Origin of the sequence: Sporocytophaga myxococcoides DSM 11118, from assembly GCF_000426725.1 — a bacterium.
Taxonomy (GTDB): Bacteria; Bacteroidota; Bacteroidia; order Cytophagales; family Cytophagaceae; genus Sporocytophaga; species Sporocytophaga myxococcoides.
This window is the reverse complement of sequence record NZ_AUFX01000004.1, coordinates 431,874-448,888: the sequence shown is the minus strand read 5'-3', so window position 1 is coordinate 448,888 and position 17,015 is coordinate 431,874. Positions and strand designations below refer to the sequence as shown.

The following is a 17,015-nucleotide window of genomic DNA, read 5'->3' as shown; positions in this document are numbered from 1 at the left end:
GATTCGCTCTTTCGGTTCTTTTAATGGTTTAATTCTTCTCTTGTTCTCCTCAATTTTGGGGTTTATTCTAAAAATTGCCTGTTTTCAGATTTAGACTTAAAATTTTAAGCATGAATTTATGAAAGTTCCTCTTTTTTTAATTTTGATGTTATTTTTTTATTCATGGTTAATATGAATTCATAAAAATCGGTCACTGAGGATCATTTTTAACAACTTTTAAGTCTGTTTGATCAAATTGAATTCTTTTTAGCCTAAAAATTACACATCAAATCAGATAAAATATGGTTTTTTTTAAAATATAGGTTAAAATTTTAACTAGGTTTTTAATAAATATAACATTTTAGGTATGGCATGTATTAAAAACTAATACTAATGTTTTAAAAAACGCTGTTTTCTTTGATTTTTGCGGCTTTTCTTGATTTCATCATATTTTTAGAAACAGGTCTTAAATTGTATTATTTCTATATTTGTCAAATTTAAATTTTATCTTTCTTAAGCTTTAAAATTGGACAATTTCAATTTAATGTGTTCTTATTGCCTCGTATATGCCGATTATTTAATATTTATTTTGGATTTTTCTATTAAGGCTATTGACAGGGAAATAAAAATTATCTAAGTTTACATAGGCTATATTATGATTATTTCAATGTGAAAGACCAAAAACACAACCTTTATTAATTGACCTTTATAAATTATTTACTAACTAAACAAACAAGTACTATGCGTAAATTTAACTTACTGCTATCGCTGACTTTTTTACTAAGTGTATTGACAGCAAAAGCACAAGATTCTACAGCTGCTGAGCCGGGAAAATTAACAATCACAGGTTACATCGATTCTTATTATAACTGGGCTTTCAACAGACCTAAATCTGGAAGTTTACTTGGGTCCACCGCTGCAGGAAGGGCATTTGACAGAACTACAAATCAGATTGCGCTTGGCTTGGTGCAGACTAAATTCATGTATTCATCCAAAAAAGTTGATATCGTAGCTGATCTTACTTTCGGTCCGAATGCGGAATTGGGAAACTTTGGTAACGTAAATGCACAAGGCTATACTACAGGCAGCGCAAACCTCTATACAAATCCGGCATTTTCAAACATTTATGGTTCATCGGTTTCTATTAAGCAGGCATATGGAACCTATAAAGCAACAGAGAAACTTTCATTTACTGTTGGTCAGTTCGGTACGCACATTGGTTATGAAGTAATTGACGCCCCTGTTAACTATAACTACTCTTTATCAAACCTATTCAATAATGGCCCATTCTACCATGTTGGTGCAAAAGCAAATTATGCTTTCAGCGACAAACTGGGTGTAATGATAGGTTTGGTAAACAACTGGGATAACCTTTTTGACAACAACAAGCAAAAATCTGGTGTGGCTCAGTTATTTGTAAGCCCGATTGAAGGAATGAATGTTTATGTAAACTGGATCGGTGGTTACAATGATGATACTTCTCTTGACACAACAGGTGGAGCTACTCCTTGGTCTGTTAACTACAACAGACACTTATTCGACCTTACTGCAGGATACCAGCTTACTGAGAAATTCTATGTTGGTTTGAACGGAGCATATGGTTTCTACAAAGCCGCTGACAATAATACAGAAGAAGCATTCAAAGCGCTTTCAGCTCCTTATGGTGAAGACAAATCAACACTTACCTGGGGAGGTATTGCCGGATATGCTCATTATGATATTACAGATTTCCTAAGTGTCGGTGTTAGATATGAGCACTTTAAAGATAAATATGGAATGAGATATTTGAAAAGCACAAACAACTCTTTGACTATCACTGCTCCGATCACTCTTGCAGAAGGCGCTTTCATCCTGAAGCCTGAGTTCAGAATGGATACTTCTCCAACCAAAATCTATGAAGATAAAAACGGAGAAGCAGTAAATAACCAAACAACATTCGGCTTAGCTGCAATCTTTAAATTCTAATTAGTTCAGAAGAAATAAATGTTAAAAATTTAAATGATCATGTGTTAGGTTAAATTTTTCAGGTTTATTTTTTTCATCTGGTTAGTTAAAAGCCCCGCGTCTGTATGGCCGGGGTTTTTATTTTTAGTAATTTTGAGAAAAAACAGATTTCAATAGTGGAATTTTATCAGGATTTTAAATTAGGAATTCTTGGCGGGGGTCAGCTGGGAAGAATGCTTATTCAATCAGCCGTAGACCTTAACCTTTATGTTTGTACTCTGGATCCTGATAAAGAGGCTCCTTGCGCAAAAATTGCGCATGAGTTTGTTCTTGGAGATCCTACAGATTATGACACTGTTTATAATTTCGGAAAAGATAAAAATCTCATAACTATTGAGATAGAAAATGTGAATGCTGATGCGCTTCAAGCTCTTGTAAATGAAGGGAAGACTGTTTTTCCCCAGCCTTCATGCATTAAAATCATTCAAGATAAACGACTTCAGAAGCAGTTCTACAGAAATAATTCGATCCCAACAGCTCATTTTGAGCTTATAAATGACATAGACGAGCTTTCAAAATTTCCTCAGCTGTTTCCTGCATTTCAAAAATTAGGAAAATCAGGTTATGACGGAAGAGGTGTCCAACAGTTAAATTCTGTTTCGGACTTGTCTAAAGCTATGGATGGTCCTTCTCTTATAGAAAAGCAAGTTGATTTTGAAAAAGAAATTTCTGTAATCGTTGCCAGAAACAGCAAAGGTGAAAAAGCACATTTTCCGGTTACTGAAATGATTTTTCATCCTGTACATAATCTGGTAGAATATCTTATGGCTCCGGCTCAGATTACTGAAGCACAGGAAAAAGAGGCTGTTGAAATTGCAGAAAAAGTAATAGAATCTTTGGGTATGGTCGGATTGCTCGCTGTGGAGATGTTTCTTACTAAAGATGGAAAAATTCTGGTAAATGAAGCTGCTCCGAGGCCACATAACTCAGGCCATCAAACCATAGAAGCCAATTTCACTTCTCAGTATGAACAACTTTTGAGAGCAATTCTTGGACTTCCACTTGGATCTACAAAACAATTGAAGCCAGCTGCCATGGTTAATTTATTGGGAGCAGATGGATTTTCCGGGCTCGCAAAGTATGAGGGTTTAAATGATATCCTTGGTTTAGAGGGGGTTCATATTCATCTTTATGGAAAGAAAATCACCAAACCATTCCGCAAAATGGGCCATATCACAATTTTGGATGATGAAGTTTCTGGGTTAAAACAAAAGGCTGATATTATTAAAGAAAAGTTCAGAGTGATAGCTTGAGAAGCTTAAAGTATTTAAGTTTTAGGGAAACTAAGATATAACAGATTAATCATAAAACTACCATCTCAAGTTCATACTCCTTCAGGAGAAAGATTTAGGATGAGGTAAAAAACAAAGAAAACATGGTTGGAATTATAATGGGAAGTCAGTCTGACTTAAAAGTGATGTCTAAGGCTGCAGAAATTCTGGATGAATTAAAAGTTCCTTATGAAGTAACAATAGTTTCTGCGCACAGAACACCTCACAGAATGGTTTCATATGCTGAAAATGCAGCAGACAGAGGAATTAGAGTAATTATTGCCGGTGCCGGTGGGGCTGCGCATCTTCCGGGAATGGTTGCTTCCATCACTACACTTCCTGTTATCGGGGTGCCCGTAAAATCGTCCAATTCTATAGATGGCTGGGATTCTGTTTTATCGATTCTGCAAATGCCTGCAGGTGTCCCAGTTGCAACAGTAGCTCTTGATGGTGCTGTAAACGCCGGTATTCTGGCTGCCCAGATTATTGGTTCTCATAATCAGGAAATTGCTGCTAATCTTAAAAAGTATAAAACTTTTCTGAAAGAAAAAGTAGAAGAGTCAGTTCAAAAGCTTGAACAATCAGGATATAAGAATCTCCTGTAAGCCCAAATTAACCATTAAGATTCTGTCTATCCTTTAATCAATGCTTTACTAGAACTCAGAGTTTTGATTAAGATTGACAAATTATTTAATGCATAATCCCTGTTAAACTTTACCTTTTATTTGCTTGTTTTCTTAAGAAAGGGGAGGAGTGAAATCATGCAAACAGATTATGTCACCGCATTAGTAGTCAATCAGTTGATTGAGACCTGTAATGCCAGAGAAGCAGATTATAAGAAAGCTGCTGACAGCATTAAAGATCCTTACCTTGCAGATATATTAAATAAATTTGCAACAGAAAGCGGCAAGTTTTTTCTTGAGTTACTTCCATTTTCTGAAAGTAGAGATGAAATGGAAGAGGAGGAAATCACTATCCTGAATGTCAGATACAAAGGATGGATGGACGTGGCATCAGGAAATACACTGGTTGACAAGAAGGGTTTATTCGAGGGTTGTATTGATCGGGAAAGGTCTGCAATAGAAGTTTATGAAGCGGCATCTACTGAGGAAATTCCTGAAAAACTGAAAGTTATAGTAATAAAACATAAGAGCGCATTTTTTAAAGCATGCTCTGATTTGAATAGCTTGATAAAAGAGCTTAAACTATGATTTATTTGCAATAATCACTTTTTAACGGTTATTTGCGTTAAGGATTATATTAAATTCTTTTAAGAAATGCTTGAACCATTCCTGACTGCCGAAGGCATTGTCAGTTTCCTTACACTCTCAATTATGGAGGTCGTATTGGGAATTGATAACATTATCTTTATTTCCATTCTTTCTGACAGACTCCCTGCTGAAGATCAAAAAAAAGGAAGACTAATTGGTCTTAGTCTTGCACTCATTATAAGAATCTTTCTGCTGATGATTATTTCAATCATCGTTGGCTTTACAAAACCGGTGATTGAAGACTTTTACGGGATAGATATCAGCTTAAGAGATATTATCTTATTTTCCGGAGGTCTTTTTCTTATTTATAAGAGTACTGCAGAAATACATGAAAAACTTGAAGGTGAAGAAGAGGATCCGGCTAAAACAAAGAAACTATCACTTGTATCTGCTGTTATCCAAATCGTATTGTTGGATATAGTATTTTCGTTTGACTCCATTCTGACTGCAATAGGACTTGTTAATAATCCTCACAGGGATTTACCAATTATGATTGCGGCTATAATTGTTTCTATTATTGTTATGTTGCTTTTTGCAAAAAGCATTAGCCATTTCATCAATACGCACCCTACAATTAAAATGCTTGCGCTTACTTTCTTGTTGCTTATAGGAATTTTACTTGTTGCGGAAGCCTTCCACTATCATGTGCCAAAAGGCTATATCTATTTCGCAATTGGATTCTCATTGGGTGTTGAAATGCTTAATATGCGTGCGAAGAGAAAATCCAAGCCGGTTAAACTTAGAAATAATCCGGATCTGGAAGAAGAGGAAGAGAAGCTGCATAAAGAACACTGATAATTATTAAAATAATTTTAAGTTTGTAGTTCCTGCAAGTGACCCCTAAAAGGTTTTTTGCAGGAACTTGTATTTTGTATATTTCGGTAAGAATTAATAACCCTAACTGATCCTCCAGGATCCGAAAATAAAAGAAATGGTAGCAATCCTCATTAATGAATGCCTTAAGGTAAGCGTGAAAAGCTCAGGGGCAGAACTGATAAGTCTGAAAAAAACAATGGCAAACAAAGAATTCCTTTGGCAGGGAGATCCTGCATTCTGGGGAAGAAGAGCGCCAGTATTGTTCCCAATCGTTGGAAAGCTGGCAGGAAATAAATACCATTCAGACGATGAGGTATATGAATTGCCTCAGCATGGATTTGCAAGAGATATGCATTTTGACCTGGTGGATCAGCAAGATCAATCTCTTACTTATAAGCTTTCTAGTTCAGAAGAAACGTTGAAGCTTTATCCGTATAAATTTGAGTTGACCATTGAGTACAAGCTTCAAAAAAGCAAGCTGATTGTTTCTTATGAGGTAAAAAACACAGATGATAAAACTATCTATTTCTCAATAGGAGCTCACCCTGCATTGCGTTGTCCAATTGAACAGGGAGAGGAGTTTACAGATTACTATCTTGAGTTTGAAAAGAATGAAACAGTTAACAGACATTTGTTGACAGATGGTTTACTTAATGGTAAATCAGAGCCTGTTTTGAATAACGAAAACATTCTGCCACTATCAGTAGATCTTTTCACTGGAAAGGATGCAATCATCTTCAAAGATTTGAAATCCAGTGTTGTAAGTCTTAAGAGTAAAAAATCGTCACATAAGATAACGATGGACTTTTTAGGCTTCCAGTATCTTGGGATCTGGACTAAGCCAGGACCTTTTATTTGTCTTGAGCCATGGTTAGGAGTTGCTGACAAAGTTGGGTATGAAGGGCAATTTAAAGACAAGGAAGCAATGAGATCTCTTGTAAAAGGAAAAACATTCAAATGCGAATATTCAATAGATGTTCAGTAGAAGCTGAAAGTAAAAAGTGCAAAGCATAAAGTTTGGCCCCTGATTTTGATGGATGTCATAGTCAGGAGCCAATTATTTTTAGCAAATCTAAAGAAGGACTTACTGGTTTTTATATGGACTTAATTCCTTCCGAATCCATAGTCAGTCTCGTCTGCATCAGGGTCATTACCAAGGTTAAACATGGTACTCATAAGATCTTTAAACTGTATCCCTTCATCCAGTTTCTGTTTACTTATCTGACTTGTCTCAGCAAGTCCGTGTAAAACTAGTTCCATCTGTAAAGTGAGATCATCTTTACTAAGCCCGGGTTGATAATGTAAAACAGTCTCCTTTAATCCAGGAATGCCTTCCAAGGATTTTTGATATTCGAGATTAGACATGTTTTGAACAAGGTCTATATAGTTGCCGTCGCCAAACCAGTCTGTGATCTTTTTATAAGGATTGTCTTTTTTAGATTTTTTAATCTTTTCCGGTGAAGGGTAGATTTTTTCAAATGCCTTTCTAACTGTTTTTCCGACAAGAAAGTAGGCAACATTCGAGATTCCTTCCAGTTCTCCTTCATAAACTAATTCAACTTTTCCGGTAATTGAAGGAATAGTTCCGAAAAGGTCACTTATTCTACCGGAAGTACTGTTTTCTCCATTAATAAGCATGCGCCTTTCTGCTGTGCTATACAAGTTTTCAAGTGCAGATATAGTAAGTCTTGCAGATACTCCGCTTTTCTGATCAATGTATTCGCTCGCACGGGCTTCAAAAGACACATTTTCTAAAAGGTCCTTGAGAAGCTCAGGCATTTTTATACACTCTTTCTGAAACTGAGTTAATTTCGCTTCCTGCAAAGTTATTTGTTTAGAAATGTCAGGAGACTTAGGATAGTGTGTCAAAATCTGGCTGTCTATCCTGTCTTTTAAAGGCGTGACAATGGAACCCCTGTTGGTATAATCTTCAGGGTTTGCGGTGAAAACAAATTGAATATCCAAAGGCAAACGCAGTTTAAAGCCTCTTATCTGAATATCACCTTCCTGTAGAATATTAAATAGTGCAACCTGAATTCTTGCTTGCAAGTCTGGAAGCTCATTGATAACAAAGATGCTCCTGTGTGATCTTGGGATAAGACCGAAGTGAATAACCCTTTCATCAGCATAGGTCAGTTTTAATGAGGCAGCTTTAATTGGGTCAAGATCTCCGATCAGATCGGAAACAGAAACATCAGGAGTAGCAAGTTTTTCAGTATATCTCTCTGAACGGTGTACCCAGGAAATAGGTGTGTCATCACCTTTTTCATCGATAACATCTTTTGCATAACGAGTTAAAGGGTTCAACGGGTCGTCATTTGCCTCGCTGAACGCTACAATTGGCATATATTCGTCAAGGAGATTGGTCATCAATCGGGCAATTTTAGTTTTTGCCTGACCTCTTAATCCAAGAAGTATGATGTTGTGTCTTGAGAGAATTGCAGTTTGTAACTGAGGAATTACAGTTTCCTCATATCCTTTAATTTCTCCGAACAGATTTTTCTTTTCCCTGAGTGCCCGGACCAGGTTTTCCCGCATTTCTTCCTTTACACTTCTTGAAGTATACCCGGAAGCTTTCAGCTGTCCGAGTGTTTTTATCTGACTGTTAGGATTCATGGTTTAAGAGGTGATTATCTCACTGTTTTTTTTCTGTTTCTAATAAAATCTTCAAAGATATATTCCCCAAGTCCGGTAAGTGAACTGTAAAAGGCCCGTCCGTTATTTGTCTTGGTAAATTCCTGAACAAACTGCTGAAGATAAGGGTCTTTAGCAATCATAAAGGTAGTTATTGGGATGTTTAATCTCCTGCACTGGCCCGCCATTTCAAGTGTCTTATTTACAACCTTTCTGTCCAGACCGAAACTGTTTTTGTAATATTTTGTTCCTACCTTTAAGCACGTTGGCTTACCATCCGTGATCATAAAGATCTGTTTGTTATTGGTTTTTCTCCTTCTGAGGATGTCCATGGCAAGTTCTAATCCCGCGTATGTATTGGTATGGTAAGGTCCGACCTCAAGATAAGGAAGATCTTTGATTTCGACCGGCCAGGCATCATTACCAAATACAATTATATCAAGCGTATCCTTAGGATATTTTACTTTCACAAGCTCAGCCAAAGCCATGGCTACTTTTTTCGCAGGAGTAATTCTGTCCTCTCCATACAGTATCATAGAATGGGAAATGTCTATCATCAGGACAGTGCTGGTCTGAGATTTATGTTCCTTTTCCTGAACCTGCAAATCTTCATGGGTAAGCTTAAATTCATCAATACCATGATTAATCTGTGCAGTGTGAAGCGAATCGGTAATGTTAATCGAATCCAGAGCATCTCCAAACTGGTATGGTCTGATGTCTGCACTTGGCTCATCGCCCAATCCGGTTTTTGAAGTATTATGATTCCCTTTCTGATTCTTTTTTAATTTTCCGAATATTTCTTCCAGGGCATTTCTTCTGATCACTTGCTCTGATTTTCCTGTAAGCTTAAAAGTTCCTTTTTCAGAACTTTCTTCTTTGATAAAGCCCTTGTCGTTCAAATCTCGGATAAAATCACCCATTCCATAGCTGTCATCTGTCAATCCATGTTGACGGTCAAGGTCATTCATCCAGTTAAGTGCTTCGGAAACATCCCCTGAGGTATAATTCAGCAATTGGAAAAAAACCTTTGAAAGGTTGTCAAACCCTGAATCTCCCTTAGGCGGAGGTGTAAATTTTGAAAATCGTAATCCCTTCATTTGGAGTTTTTCTAGTTAACCTTTTAACATGGGTGGAAAAGTAAAAGTTTGTATGTTCGAGAGCCCATTAATTTAGAATATTTTTACCCAAATTCAAAGATTTAAGATTTACTCACAAATAGGCTCCTTCCTCCATTCTCATGAGATTTTAATGTTTGAGGTCTTTTTTGAAACTGTAATTTTTTTAATGGGAATTTAATGTAAAATGTTTAAATTCAGCATGTTTGTTGTTTTGGTTTTAGCGCGCTTTTGATTTGAAACCGTATATATATGCATTTTTTACATTAAAAATTGATATATAGCTGATGATATTTAGTAAATTTGTAATTATTATCGCATAAAAAAGTGGAATTGTGGCGAACTATTAAATGTTACGAGATTAGAAATGTTTAAGTCATTCAATATATTATTTAAAACCCTCCTTCTGCTGAAAGTCAAATTTTCAGTTGGGTGAGGCATTTAAACGAATAAAAAAGGCCATTCTCAACAACTGAGGATGGCTTTTTCATTAAAAATATACGTTTGTAGAGAAAACAAAAAGTTATGGCTAAAAGAGTTTATATTTTTGACACAACACTTCGTGATGGAGAGCAGGTGCCAGGCTGCCAGTTGAATACTGAAGAGAAAATCAGGGTTGCCAAAGCATTGGAAGAACTTGGTGTTGATGTTATCGAGGCAGGGTTTCCGATTTCAAGCCCTGGAGATTTTAACTCCGTTGTTGAAATCAGTAAGGCAGTAAAAGAACCGATTATCTGTGCGCTCACCAGAGCAAAAGAAATGGATATCGATAGTGCAGCTGAAGCCCTTAGATTTGCCAAAAGAAAACGTATCCATACAGGTATCGGAAGCTCAGATATGCACATTCAGTATAAACTGAGAACAACAAGAGAAAAAGTTATCGAGCAGGGTGTCGCTGCTGTTAAATATGCTCGCAAGTTCGTTGACGATGTTGAGTTTTTCTGCGAAGATGCCGGACGTGCTGATGTCGTTTTCCTTGCCCAGATGGTTGAAGCAGTTATCGCTGCTGGTGCTACAGTCGTTAATATTCCTGATACCACCGGATATACTTTACCGTGGCAATTCGGTGAGCGTATCAAGTATCTTATGGACAATGTTAAAAATGTAGATAAAGCTATCATATCTGCCCATTGCCATAATGATCTTGGTCTGGCCACAGCAAATGCTATCGCAGCTATTGCAAATGGTGCCAGACAGGTAGAATGTACCATCAATGGTATCGGAGAAAGAGCAGGAAATACTTCTCTTGAAGAAGTGGCGATGATTATCAAAAGCCATCCTTCTCTTGGAATTGAGACGGGTATCAATACTAAAAAATTAGTGCCAACCAGTGACCTTGTTTCTTCTTTAATGAGAATGCCGGTTCAGGCAAACAAAGCTATCGTTGGTAAAAACGCTTTTGCTCACTCATCAGGTATTCACCAGGATGGTTTCCTTAAGCATAGAGAAAACTACGAAATCATCGACCCTTCTGATGTTGGAGCCGATGCATCCTCCATCGTTCTTACTGCAAGAAGCGGAAGAGCAGCATTGAGTCACCGTCTTACAACTATTGGCTATCAGCTTTCAAAAGAACAACTGGATCAGGTTTACAAAAAATTCCTTGATATGGCTGATCAGAGAAAGCAGATTGAGGATGCTGATTTAAATGAATTAATGGCACCTTACTGCTAAGAATCTTTAGTTAAAGAAATCAATAAAAAGTTTAGAGTATAAAATTTTAAAACCCTAATTGCCTTGGCTGCTAAAACTTTATTTGACAAAGTCTGGGATGCACACGTGGTAACCGAAATAAAAGGTGGCCCTAGTGTATTGTACATTGATAAACATCTTGTTCACGAAGTGACAAGTCCTCAGGCTTTTGCAGGTCTTGAGAAAAGAGGTATCTCTCTTTTCAGATTACAAAATACACTTGCTACTGCTGACCACAATGTTCCTACAAAAGATCAGCACTTACCTATAAAAGAAGCTTTATCAAGACAGCAAGTAGAAAAGCTGTCTGAAAATTGTGATAAATTCGGAGTTACACTTTATGGTTTAGGGCATCCTTACCAAGGTATCGTTCACGTAATTGGTCCTGAATTGGGAGTAACTCTTCCTGGAATGACTATGGTATGCGGAGATAGCCATACTTCTACACATGGTGCTTTTGGTTCAATTGCTTTCGGTATCGGAACCAGCGAAGTAGAGCAGGTAATGGCAACACAATGCCTGATGCAAAGCAAGCCTAAAACCATGAAAATTGAAATCAATGGTAAATTAGGGAAAGGTGTTGTTTCTAAAGACATCATTCTTTATATCATCTCTAAAATCAGTGCGGCTGGTGGTACCGGTTACTTTGTGGAATTTGCAGGATCTGCAATCAGATCTCTTTCTATGGAGGCAAGAATGACCATCTGCAACATGAGCATTGAAATGGGTGCAAGAGGTGGAATGATTGCTCCTGATGAGACTACTTTCGAATATATCAAAGGCCGTGAGTTTGCTCCTAAAGGTGCGAAGTTTGATGAAGCAGTTGCTTATTGGAAGACTTTGTTCTCTGATGAAGATGCAAAATTCGATCAGGTTCTAACATACAAGGCTGAAGATATTGAGCCAATGATTACATATGGAACAAATCCGGGGATGGGAATCAAAGTAAGTGGGCATATTCCTGCTGAAACAGAAATCGATGCAGCAAGCAGACTCTCATTTAAGAAATCTCTTGAATACATGGATTTCCAACCAGGTGCAAGTCTTATCGGAAAACAGGTTAATTATGTTTTCATAGGAAGCTGTACTAATTCAAGAATCGAAGATTTGAGAATGGTAGCGGAGTTTGTGAAAGGAAAGAAAAAAGCTGCAAATATTAATGCATACGTGATACCAGGCTCTAAGCAGGTTGAGAAACAAGCTATAGCAGAAGGTATAGATAAAGTATTGGCAGAAGCAGGTTTTGAGTTAAGAGAACCAGGATGTTCTGCATGTCTTGGAATGAATGAAGATAAAGTACCGAAAGGAGAATACTGTGTGTCTACTTCAAACAGAAACTTTGAAGGTCGTCAGGGGCCGGGGGCACGTACATTGCTGGCTAGCCCATTAACTGCAGCAGCAGTAGCGGTAAGCGGTAAAATTGTTGATGTTCGTGACTTTAATCTGAATTAATTCCATGGAAAAATTTGTAACTATTACTTCAAATATAACTCCTCTAGCTATTGAGGATATCGATACAGATCAGATCATTCCGGCCAGATTTCTTAAGGCTACTACAAGAGAAGGATTTGGAGACAACCTTTTCAGAGACTGGAGATATGATGAGCAGAATAATCCTAAGAAGGATTTTGTTCTGAATAATTCTGATTATGCAGGATCAAGAATTCTGGTAGCTGGCAAAAACTTTGGTTGCGGATCAAGTCGTGAGCACGCTGCCTGGGCAATTACAGATGCCGGGTTCAAAGTTGTGGTATCAAGCTTTTTTGCAGATATCTTTAAAAACAATGCTTTGAATAATGGTCTTTTGCCAGTTCAGGTTTCTCAGCAGTTTTTAAATACAGTTTTTGAAAAAGTACAAGCTGATAAAAACATAAAGCTTAATGTAGATCTTGAGAAGCAAAAGATTGAAATCGTTGGACACAATGTTTCTGAGTCTTTTGAGATCAACGACTACAAAAAGACTTGTCTGATCAACGGCTATGATGATATAGATTATCTTCTAAGCATTAAAGACAAAATCGAGGCTTACGAAAAGGGAAGTAAATACCTGAGTTTAGTAAAATAAGCAATGAAGAAGTATTTACTTTTTGCGCTGATTGTTTGTGCGGCTATTAAGTCTGGCGCTACTGATATTGGGGGAATATTGGGAAATATGACCCTTACAAAAGAGAATAGCCCATACCATATCACAAAAAATGTTCTTATTCCTTCAGGTGTAAGGGTTGCTATTGATCCTGGAGTTGAAGTAGTGGTTGAGTCAGGTCTTTTTATTCAGGTAAACGGTACATTAAGAGCCATTGGTACTATTGGGGATTCAATTTATTTTAAATTGGCACAAAATGGCTCCAATTGGAATGGTATAAAATTTTCTGGAACTTCGGAAAGTTATGACCCCAAAAGTGGAGAAGGCTCAATTATTTCATTTGCTTCATTTAAGCTTGGAGAGTTGTTGCTTTTTACTGATTTAGCTGCTATTGACATAGTAGATTGTAGTCCTAAAATTTCAAATAATACTATAGCAGGTGGTGGTAATGGGATAAAAATTAAAGCTTTATCCATAAATTCAACTATTTCTGATAACCGTATTTATGGGGGATTTACAGGCCTTGCAGTTGAAGGAAACGTTACTATAGTTGAAAATGAAATATTTGCAATTTGGGATGCTGGTATTAATATTTCAGTCGGAGATGTTTATGTTGTAAATAACGAAATTCACCATAGTGGATTAGGGATTTTACAGTATGATGAGTACTTACCTTCTTCATATAATTTTATTGGTAATTTCTTTCATGACAATTATAATGCATCGATAAAGGGTGACAGCAGAAACATTGCAATAAATTGTAATACATTTAAAGACAATAAAGGTCCTAATATCAGTTTAGGGTGTACATTTATCCCTAAAAGCATAAAAGGAAATAATTTTCTTAATTATACAAAAGCTAATTTAGCAATTGGAGATGGTTTTAATTGTTGGATTACCCTCCCTGAGGGAACGTTCTTCCTTCCTTTAGAAATTGAAAATAATTATTGGAATGGTCTTTCAGAAAATGAAATTGAAAATTCAATTTTGGATTTTGATGATGATTTCAGTAAAAAAATTAAAGTAGTAGTTGTTTCAACCAGCAGTGATTCTTTAGTATATGATTCGGCTTATTGTTTCGCTGGGACTGTAACTTCTGTGATGCAGCCAAATGATAAAATTACAAATTCAATAAACGTTTTCCCGAATCCAAGTGTCGGAGGAGAACTAACTTTTAATTCAGATGATTCCACAATCGAAGAGATTACCCTGGTAAATGCATTGAATCAAAAGGAAGTAATCAGAGGCAACAAAGTAGAAACCACTTTTAAAGGTCTAGTGACGGCTATTGTAAAAACGAATAAAGGTATTTTTAATAAGAAAATAATTATTTATTAATTAAATGAAAAAGAACATTGCAGTCCTTAAAGGAGATGGTATCGGTCCGGAAGTAACGGATCAGGCTCTTAAAGCTCTTAAAGCCATTGAAGAAGTGTATGGCCACGAATTTACTTATACTGAAGCTTTAATTGGTGCTATTGCAATTGATGTTACAGGAAATCCATTTCCTGAAGAAACATTCAAAACTTGCCAGGCTTCTGATGCAATTCTTTTTGGTGCAATCGGTCATCCTAAGTATGACAATGATCCGAACGCTCCTGTAAGGCCAGAGCAAGGCCTTCTTGCTATGAGAAAAAGCCTTGGTTTGTTCGCTAACATAAGACCAATTAACACTTATAAAATTCTTGCAAACTCTTCTCCTTTGAGAGCTGATCTGGTTGATGGAGTTGATTTTGTTGTTTTCAGAGAGCTTACAGGTGGTATCTATTTCGGACAGAAAGGAAGAAGCGAAGACAGAAACATAGCATTTGATAATTGCTCTTATTCAAAAGAAGAAATTACAAGAATAAGCAAACTGGCTTTTGAAGCTGCTCAGAAGAGAAACAAAAGAGTAACGCTTGTTGACAAAGCTAACGTGCTTGCAACTTCAAGACTTTGGAGAGAAGTTGTGAAAGAGTTTGCAAAAAACTATCCTGATGTAACGCTTGATTTCATGTTCGTTGACAACGCAGCAATGAAGATCATTCAAAATCCTAAATTCTTTGACGTAGTGTTAACTGAGAACATGTTCGGTGATATCCTTACAGATGAGGCTTCAGTTATCACAGGGTCTCTTGGTATGTTGCCATCTGCTTCTGTAGGGAGCAAAACTGCCCTTTATGAGCCGATTCACGGTTCTTACCCAGAAGCTGCTGGTAAAAATATTGCTAATCCTAACGGTGCAATTCTTTCAGCTGCAATGCTATTGGAAACATCTTTCGGCTTAAGCGAAGAAGCTTCTCTGATCAGAAAGGCAGTTGAAGAGTGTTTAAATCAGGGTATTGTTACTTCTGATATCCAGAAAGACTCTAAGTATACAACTACTCAGATCGGTGACAAAGTTGCTGAGCTAATCAAAACAAAGAAGAAAGAATTGCTTGCAGTTTAAGCAGCGTGAAAACAATATTTACATTACAGGAATTATTCAATGGAAAAAATAAATAAAACTAGCTCCAGATTAACTCAGGATGTGACGCAGCCTGCTTCTCAGGCGATGATGTATGGTGCGGGATTTACAGAAGAAGATATGAGTAAAGCTCAGGTGGGCATTGCAAGCACAGGCTACGAAGGTAATACTTGCAATATGCACCTGAATACTCTAGCAGGATGGGTTAAAGAAGGTGTTACCAAAGCTGGTTTGAAGCCGCTTCAGTTTAATACAATCGGGGTGAGCGATGGTATGTCAATGGGTACTCCGGGAATGAGATATTCTCTTATTTCAAGAGATGTGATTGCAGATAGCATTGAAGCAATTGCAGGGGCTCATTACTATGACTCACTTGTTACTATCATGGGTTGTGATAAGAACATGCCAGGTGCCCTTATCGCAATGGCTCGTCTGAACAGACCTTCATTGATGGTTTACGGTGGTACAATCAAAGCCGGAAACTGGAAAGGTGAAAAATTAAATATCGTTTCTGCTTTTGAAGCATTAGGTAAAAAATTCGCTGGAACAATTACTGAAGAAGATTTCAAAGGAGTTATTCAGAACGCTTGTCCAGGAGCCGGTGCCTGTGGTGGTATGTACACTGCCAATACAATGGCATCTGCAATTGAAGCATTGGGTATGTCTTTACCATACAGTTCTTCTGCCCCTGCATTAAGTGATAAGAAAAAGCAAGAGTGTTTTAATGTGGGTGAGGCAATTAAAAACCTTCTTATCAAAGATATTAAGCCAAAAGATATCATTACATACGAATCAATTACCAATGCGGTAAGAGTAGCAATGGTACTTGGAGGTTCTACAAACCTTATCCTTCACTTCCTTGCTATCGCAAAGGCAGCAGATGTGAAGTTTAAGCTGAAAGACTTTCAGGATCTATCAGATAAAACGCCAATGCTTGCTGACTTTAAGCCAAGCGGTAAATATATGATGGAAGATATGGACAACATAGGTGGTCTTCCTTCTGTCATGAAAATGATGTTAAAAGAAGGTCTCCTTCATGGTGATTGTTTGACAATTACAGGAAAGACTGTAAAGGAAAATCTTGAAACATTCCCTGACCTTCCTAAAGATCAGACTATCATCTATCCATTGAGCAATCCGATTAAAGCAACAGGTCACCTTCAGGTTCTTTATGGAAACATTGCTCCGGACGGATCTGTGGCTAAAATCACAGGTAAAGAGGGAGAGCGTTTCGAAGGAACTGCTAAGGTTTATGATTCTGAAGAAGAGATGAACCTTGGAATTGAGAAAGGGGAAGTAAAAGCAGGTAATGTTGTTGTAATTCGTTACGTTGGTCCTAAGGGTGCTCCTGGAATGCCAGAAATGCTAAAGGGAACATCTCTTATCATCGGGCAGGGCCTTGGTAATTCAGTGGCATTGATTACTGATGGAAGATTCTCTGGGGGTACTCACGGTTTTGTGGTTGGTCACATCACTCCAGAAGCTCAAGAAGGTGGTCCGATTGGTCTTGTAAGAGATGGTGATAAAATTATTATTGATTCAGTCAACAATACAATAGATGTTTTAGTTTCCGAAGAGGAACTTCAAAAAAGAAAAGGTGCTTGGGTGAAACCAGCATATAAAGCAAATAAAGGTTTGTTATACAAATACCTTAAAACGGTTTCTTCCGCTTCAGAGGGTTGCGTAACAGATGAAATTAAATAG

General features: G+C 37.2%; 14 protein-coding genes. 12 read left to right on the top strand and 2 right to left on the bottom strand.

The genetic code is table 11. From position 1 onward, the window contains the following. Positions 1–720 precede the first annotated feature (720 nt). The 6 genes from K350_RS0104825 to K350_RS0104800 all read left to right on the top strand — a co-directional run bounded on the left by K350_RS0104825 (position 721) and on the right by K350_RS0104800 (position 6,326). Complete coding sequence (locus K350_RS0104825) at positions 721–1,944, top strand: outer membrane beta-barrel protein (RefSeq protein WP_028978936.1); 1,224 nt, start codon at positions 721–723, stop codon at positions 1,942–1,944. Positions 1,945–2,048: 104 nt separating this feature from the next. After that, positions 2,049–3,236 carry a 5-(carboxyamino)imidazole ribonucleotide synthase gene (locus K350_RS0104820; protein ID WP_156026933.1) on the top strand — a complete coding sequence of 396 codons (1,188 nt, stop codon included), beginning with the start codon at positions 2,049–2,051 and terminating at the stop codon, positions 3,234–3,236. A 122-nt stretch (positions 3,237–3,358) separates the two neighbouring features. Continuing rightward, positions 3,359–3,859, top strand: a complete 501-nt coding sequence (gene purE, locus K350_RS0104815) for a 5-(carboxyamino)imidazole ribonucleotide mutase (RefSeq protein WP_028978934.1) — start codon at positions 3,359–3,361, stop codon at positions 3,857–3,859. Between the two features lie 156 nt (positions 3,860–4,015). After that, the gene (locus tag K350_RS0104810) at positions 4,016–4,465 is read left to right on the top strand and encodes a DUF2383 domain-containing protein (protein WP_028978933.1); all 450 of its coding nucleotides are present in this window, start codon (positions 4,016–4,018) and stop codon (positions 4,463–4,465) included. 66 nt (positions 4,466–4,531) lie between these two features. Then, positions 4,532–5,320, top strand: coding sequence for a TerC family protein (locus K350_RS0104805; RefSeq protein ID WP_028978932.1), 789 nt, complete (start codon positions 4,532–4,534; stop codon positions 5,318–5,320). A gap of 136 nt (positions 5,321–5,456) precedes the next feature. Continuing rightward, on the top strand, positions 5,457–6,326 hold the full coding sequence (locus K350_RS0104800) for an aldose 1-epimerase family protein (protein WP_028978931.1): 870 nt from the start codon (positions 5,457–5,459) through the stop codon (positions 6,324–6,326). Between the two features lie 119 nt (positions 6,327–6,445). On the opposite strand, the gene K350_RS0104795 is transcribed toward K350_RS0104800, so the two are convergent. Further along, a complete protein-coding gene (locus K350_RS0104795; protein ID WP_028978930.1) occupies positions 6,446–7,957 on the bottom strand; it encodes a P-loop NTPase family protein in 1,512 nt (503 codons plus the stop codon). Between the two features lie 14 nt (positions 7,958–7,971). After that, positions 7,972–9,072 carry a vWA domain-containing protein gene (locus K350_RS0104790; protein WP_028978929.1) on the bottom strand — a complete coding sequence of 367 codons (1,101 nt, stop codon included), beginning with the start codon at positions 9,070–9,072 and terminating at the stop codon, positions 7,972–7,974. A 543-nt stretch (positions 9,073–9,615) separates the two neighbouring features. Here K350_RS0104790 and K350_RS27430 point away from each other — a divergent pair. The 6 genes from K350_RS27430 to ilvD all read left to right on the top strand — a co-directional run bounded on the left by K350_RS27430 (position 9,616) and on the right by ilvD (position 17,015). Beyond that, positions 9,616–10,764, top strand: a complete 1,149-nt coding sequence (locus tag K350_RS27430) for a 2-isopropylmalate synthase (protein ID WP_081670894.1) — start codon at positions 9,616–9,618, stop codon at positions 10,762–10,764. A 63-nt stretch (positions 10,765–10,827) separates the two neighbouring features. After that, positions 10,828–12,234, top strand: coding sequence for a 3-isopropylmalate dehydratase large subunit (leuC, locus tag K350_RS0104780; RefSeq protein WP_028978928.1), 1,407 nt, complete (start codon positions 10,828–10,830; stop codon positions 12,232–12,234). A 4-nt stretch (positions 12,235–12,238) separates the two neighbouring features. Then, entirely contained in the window at positions 12,239–12,847 is a 609-nt protein-coding gene (gene leuD, locus K350_RS0104775) for a 3-isopropylmalate dehydratase small subunit (protein WP_028978927.1), read from the top strand. A 3-nt stretch (positions 12,848–12,850) separates the two neighbouring features. Further along, a complete protein-coding gene (locus K350_RS0104770) occupies positions 12,851–14,203 on the top strand; it encodes a right-handed parallel beta-helix repeat-containing protein (protein WP_028978926.1) in 1,353 nt (450 codons plus the stop codon). Between the two features lie 4 nt (positions 14,204–14,207). Further along, entirely contained in the window at positions 14,208–15,293 is a 1,086-nt protein-coding gene (gene leuB / locus K350_RS0104765; RefSeq protein WP_028978925.1) for a 3-isopropylmalate dehydrogenase, read from the top strand. Between the two features lie 39 nt (positions 15,294–15,332). Continuing rightward, positions 15,333–17,015, top strand: a complete 1,683-nt coding sequence (ilvD, locus tag K350_RS0104760) for a dihydroxy-acid dehydratase (RefSeq protein WP_028978924.1) — start codon at positions 15,333–15,335, stop codon at positions 17,013–17,015.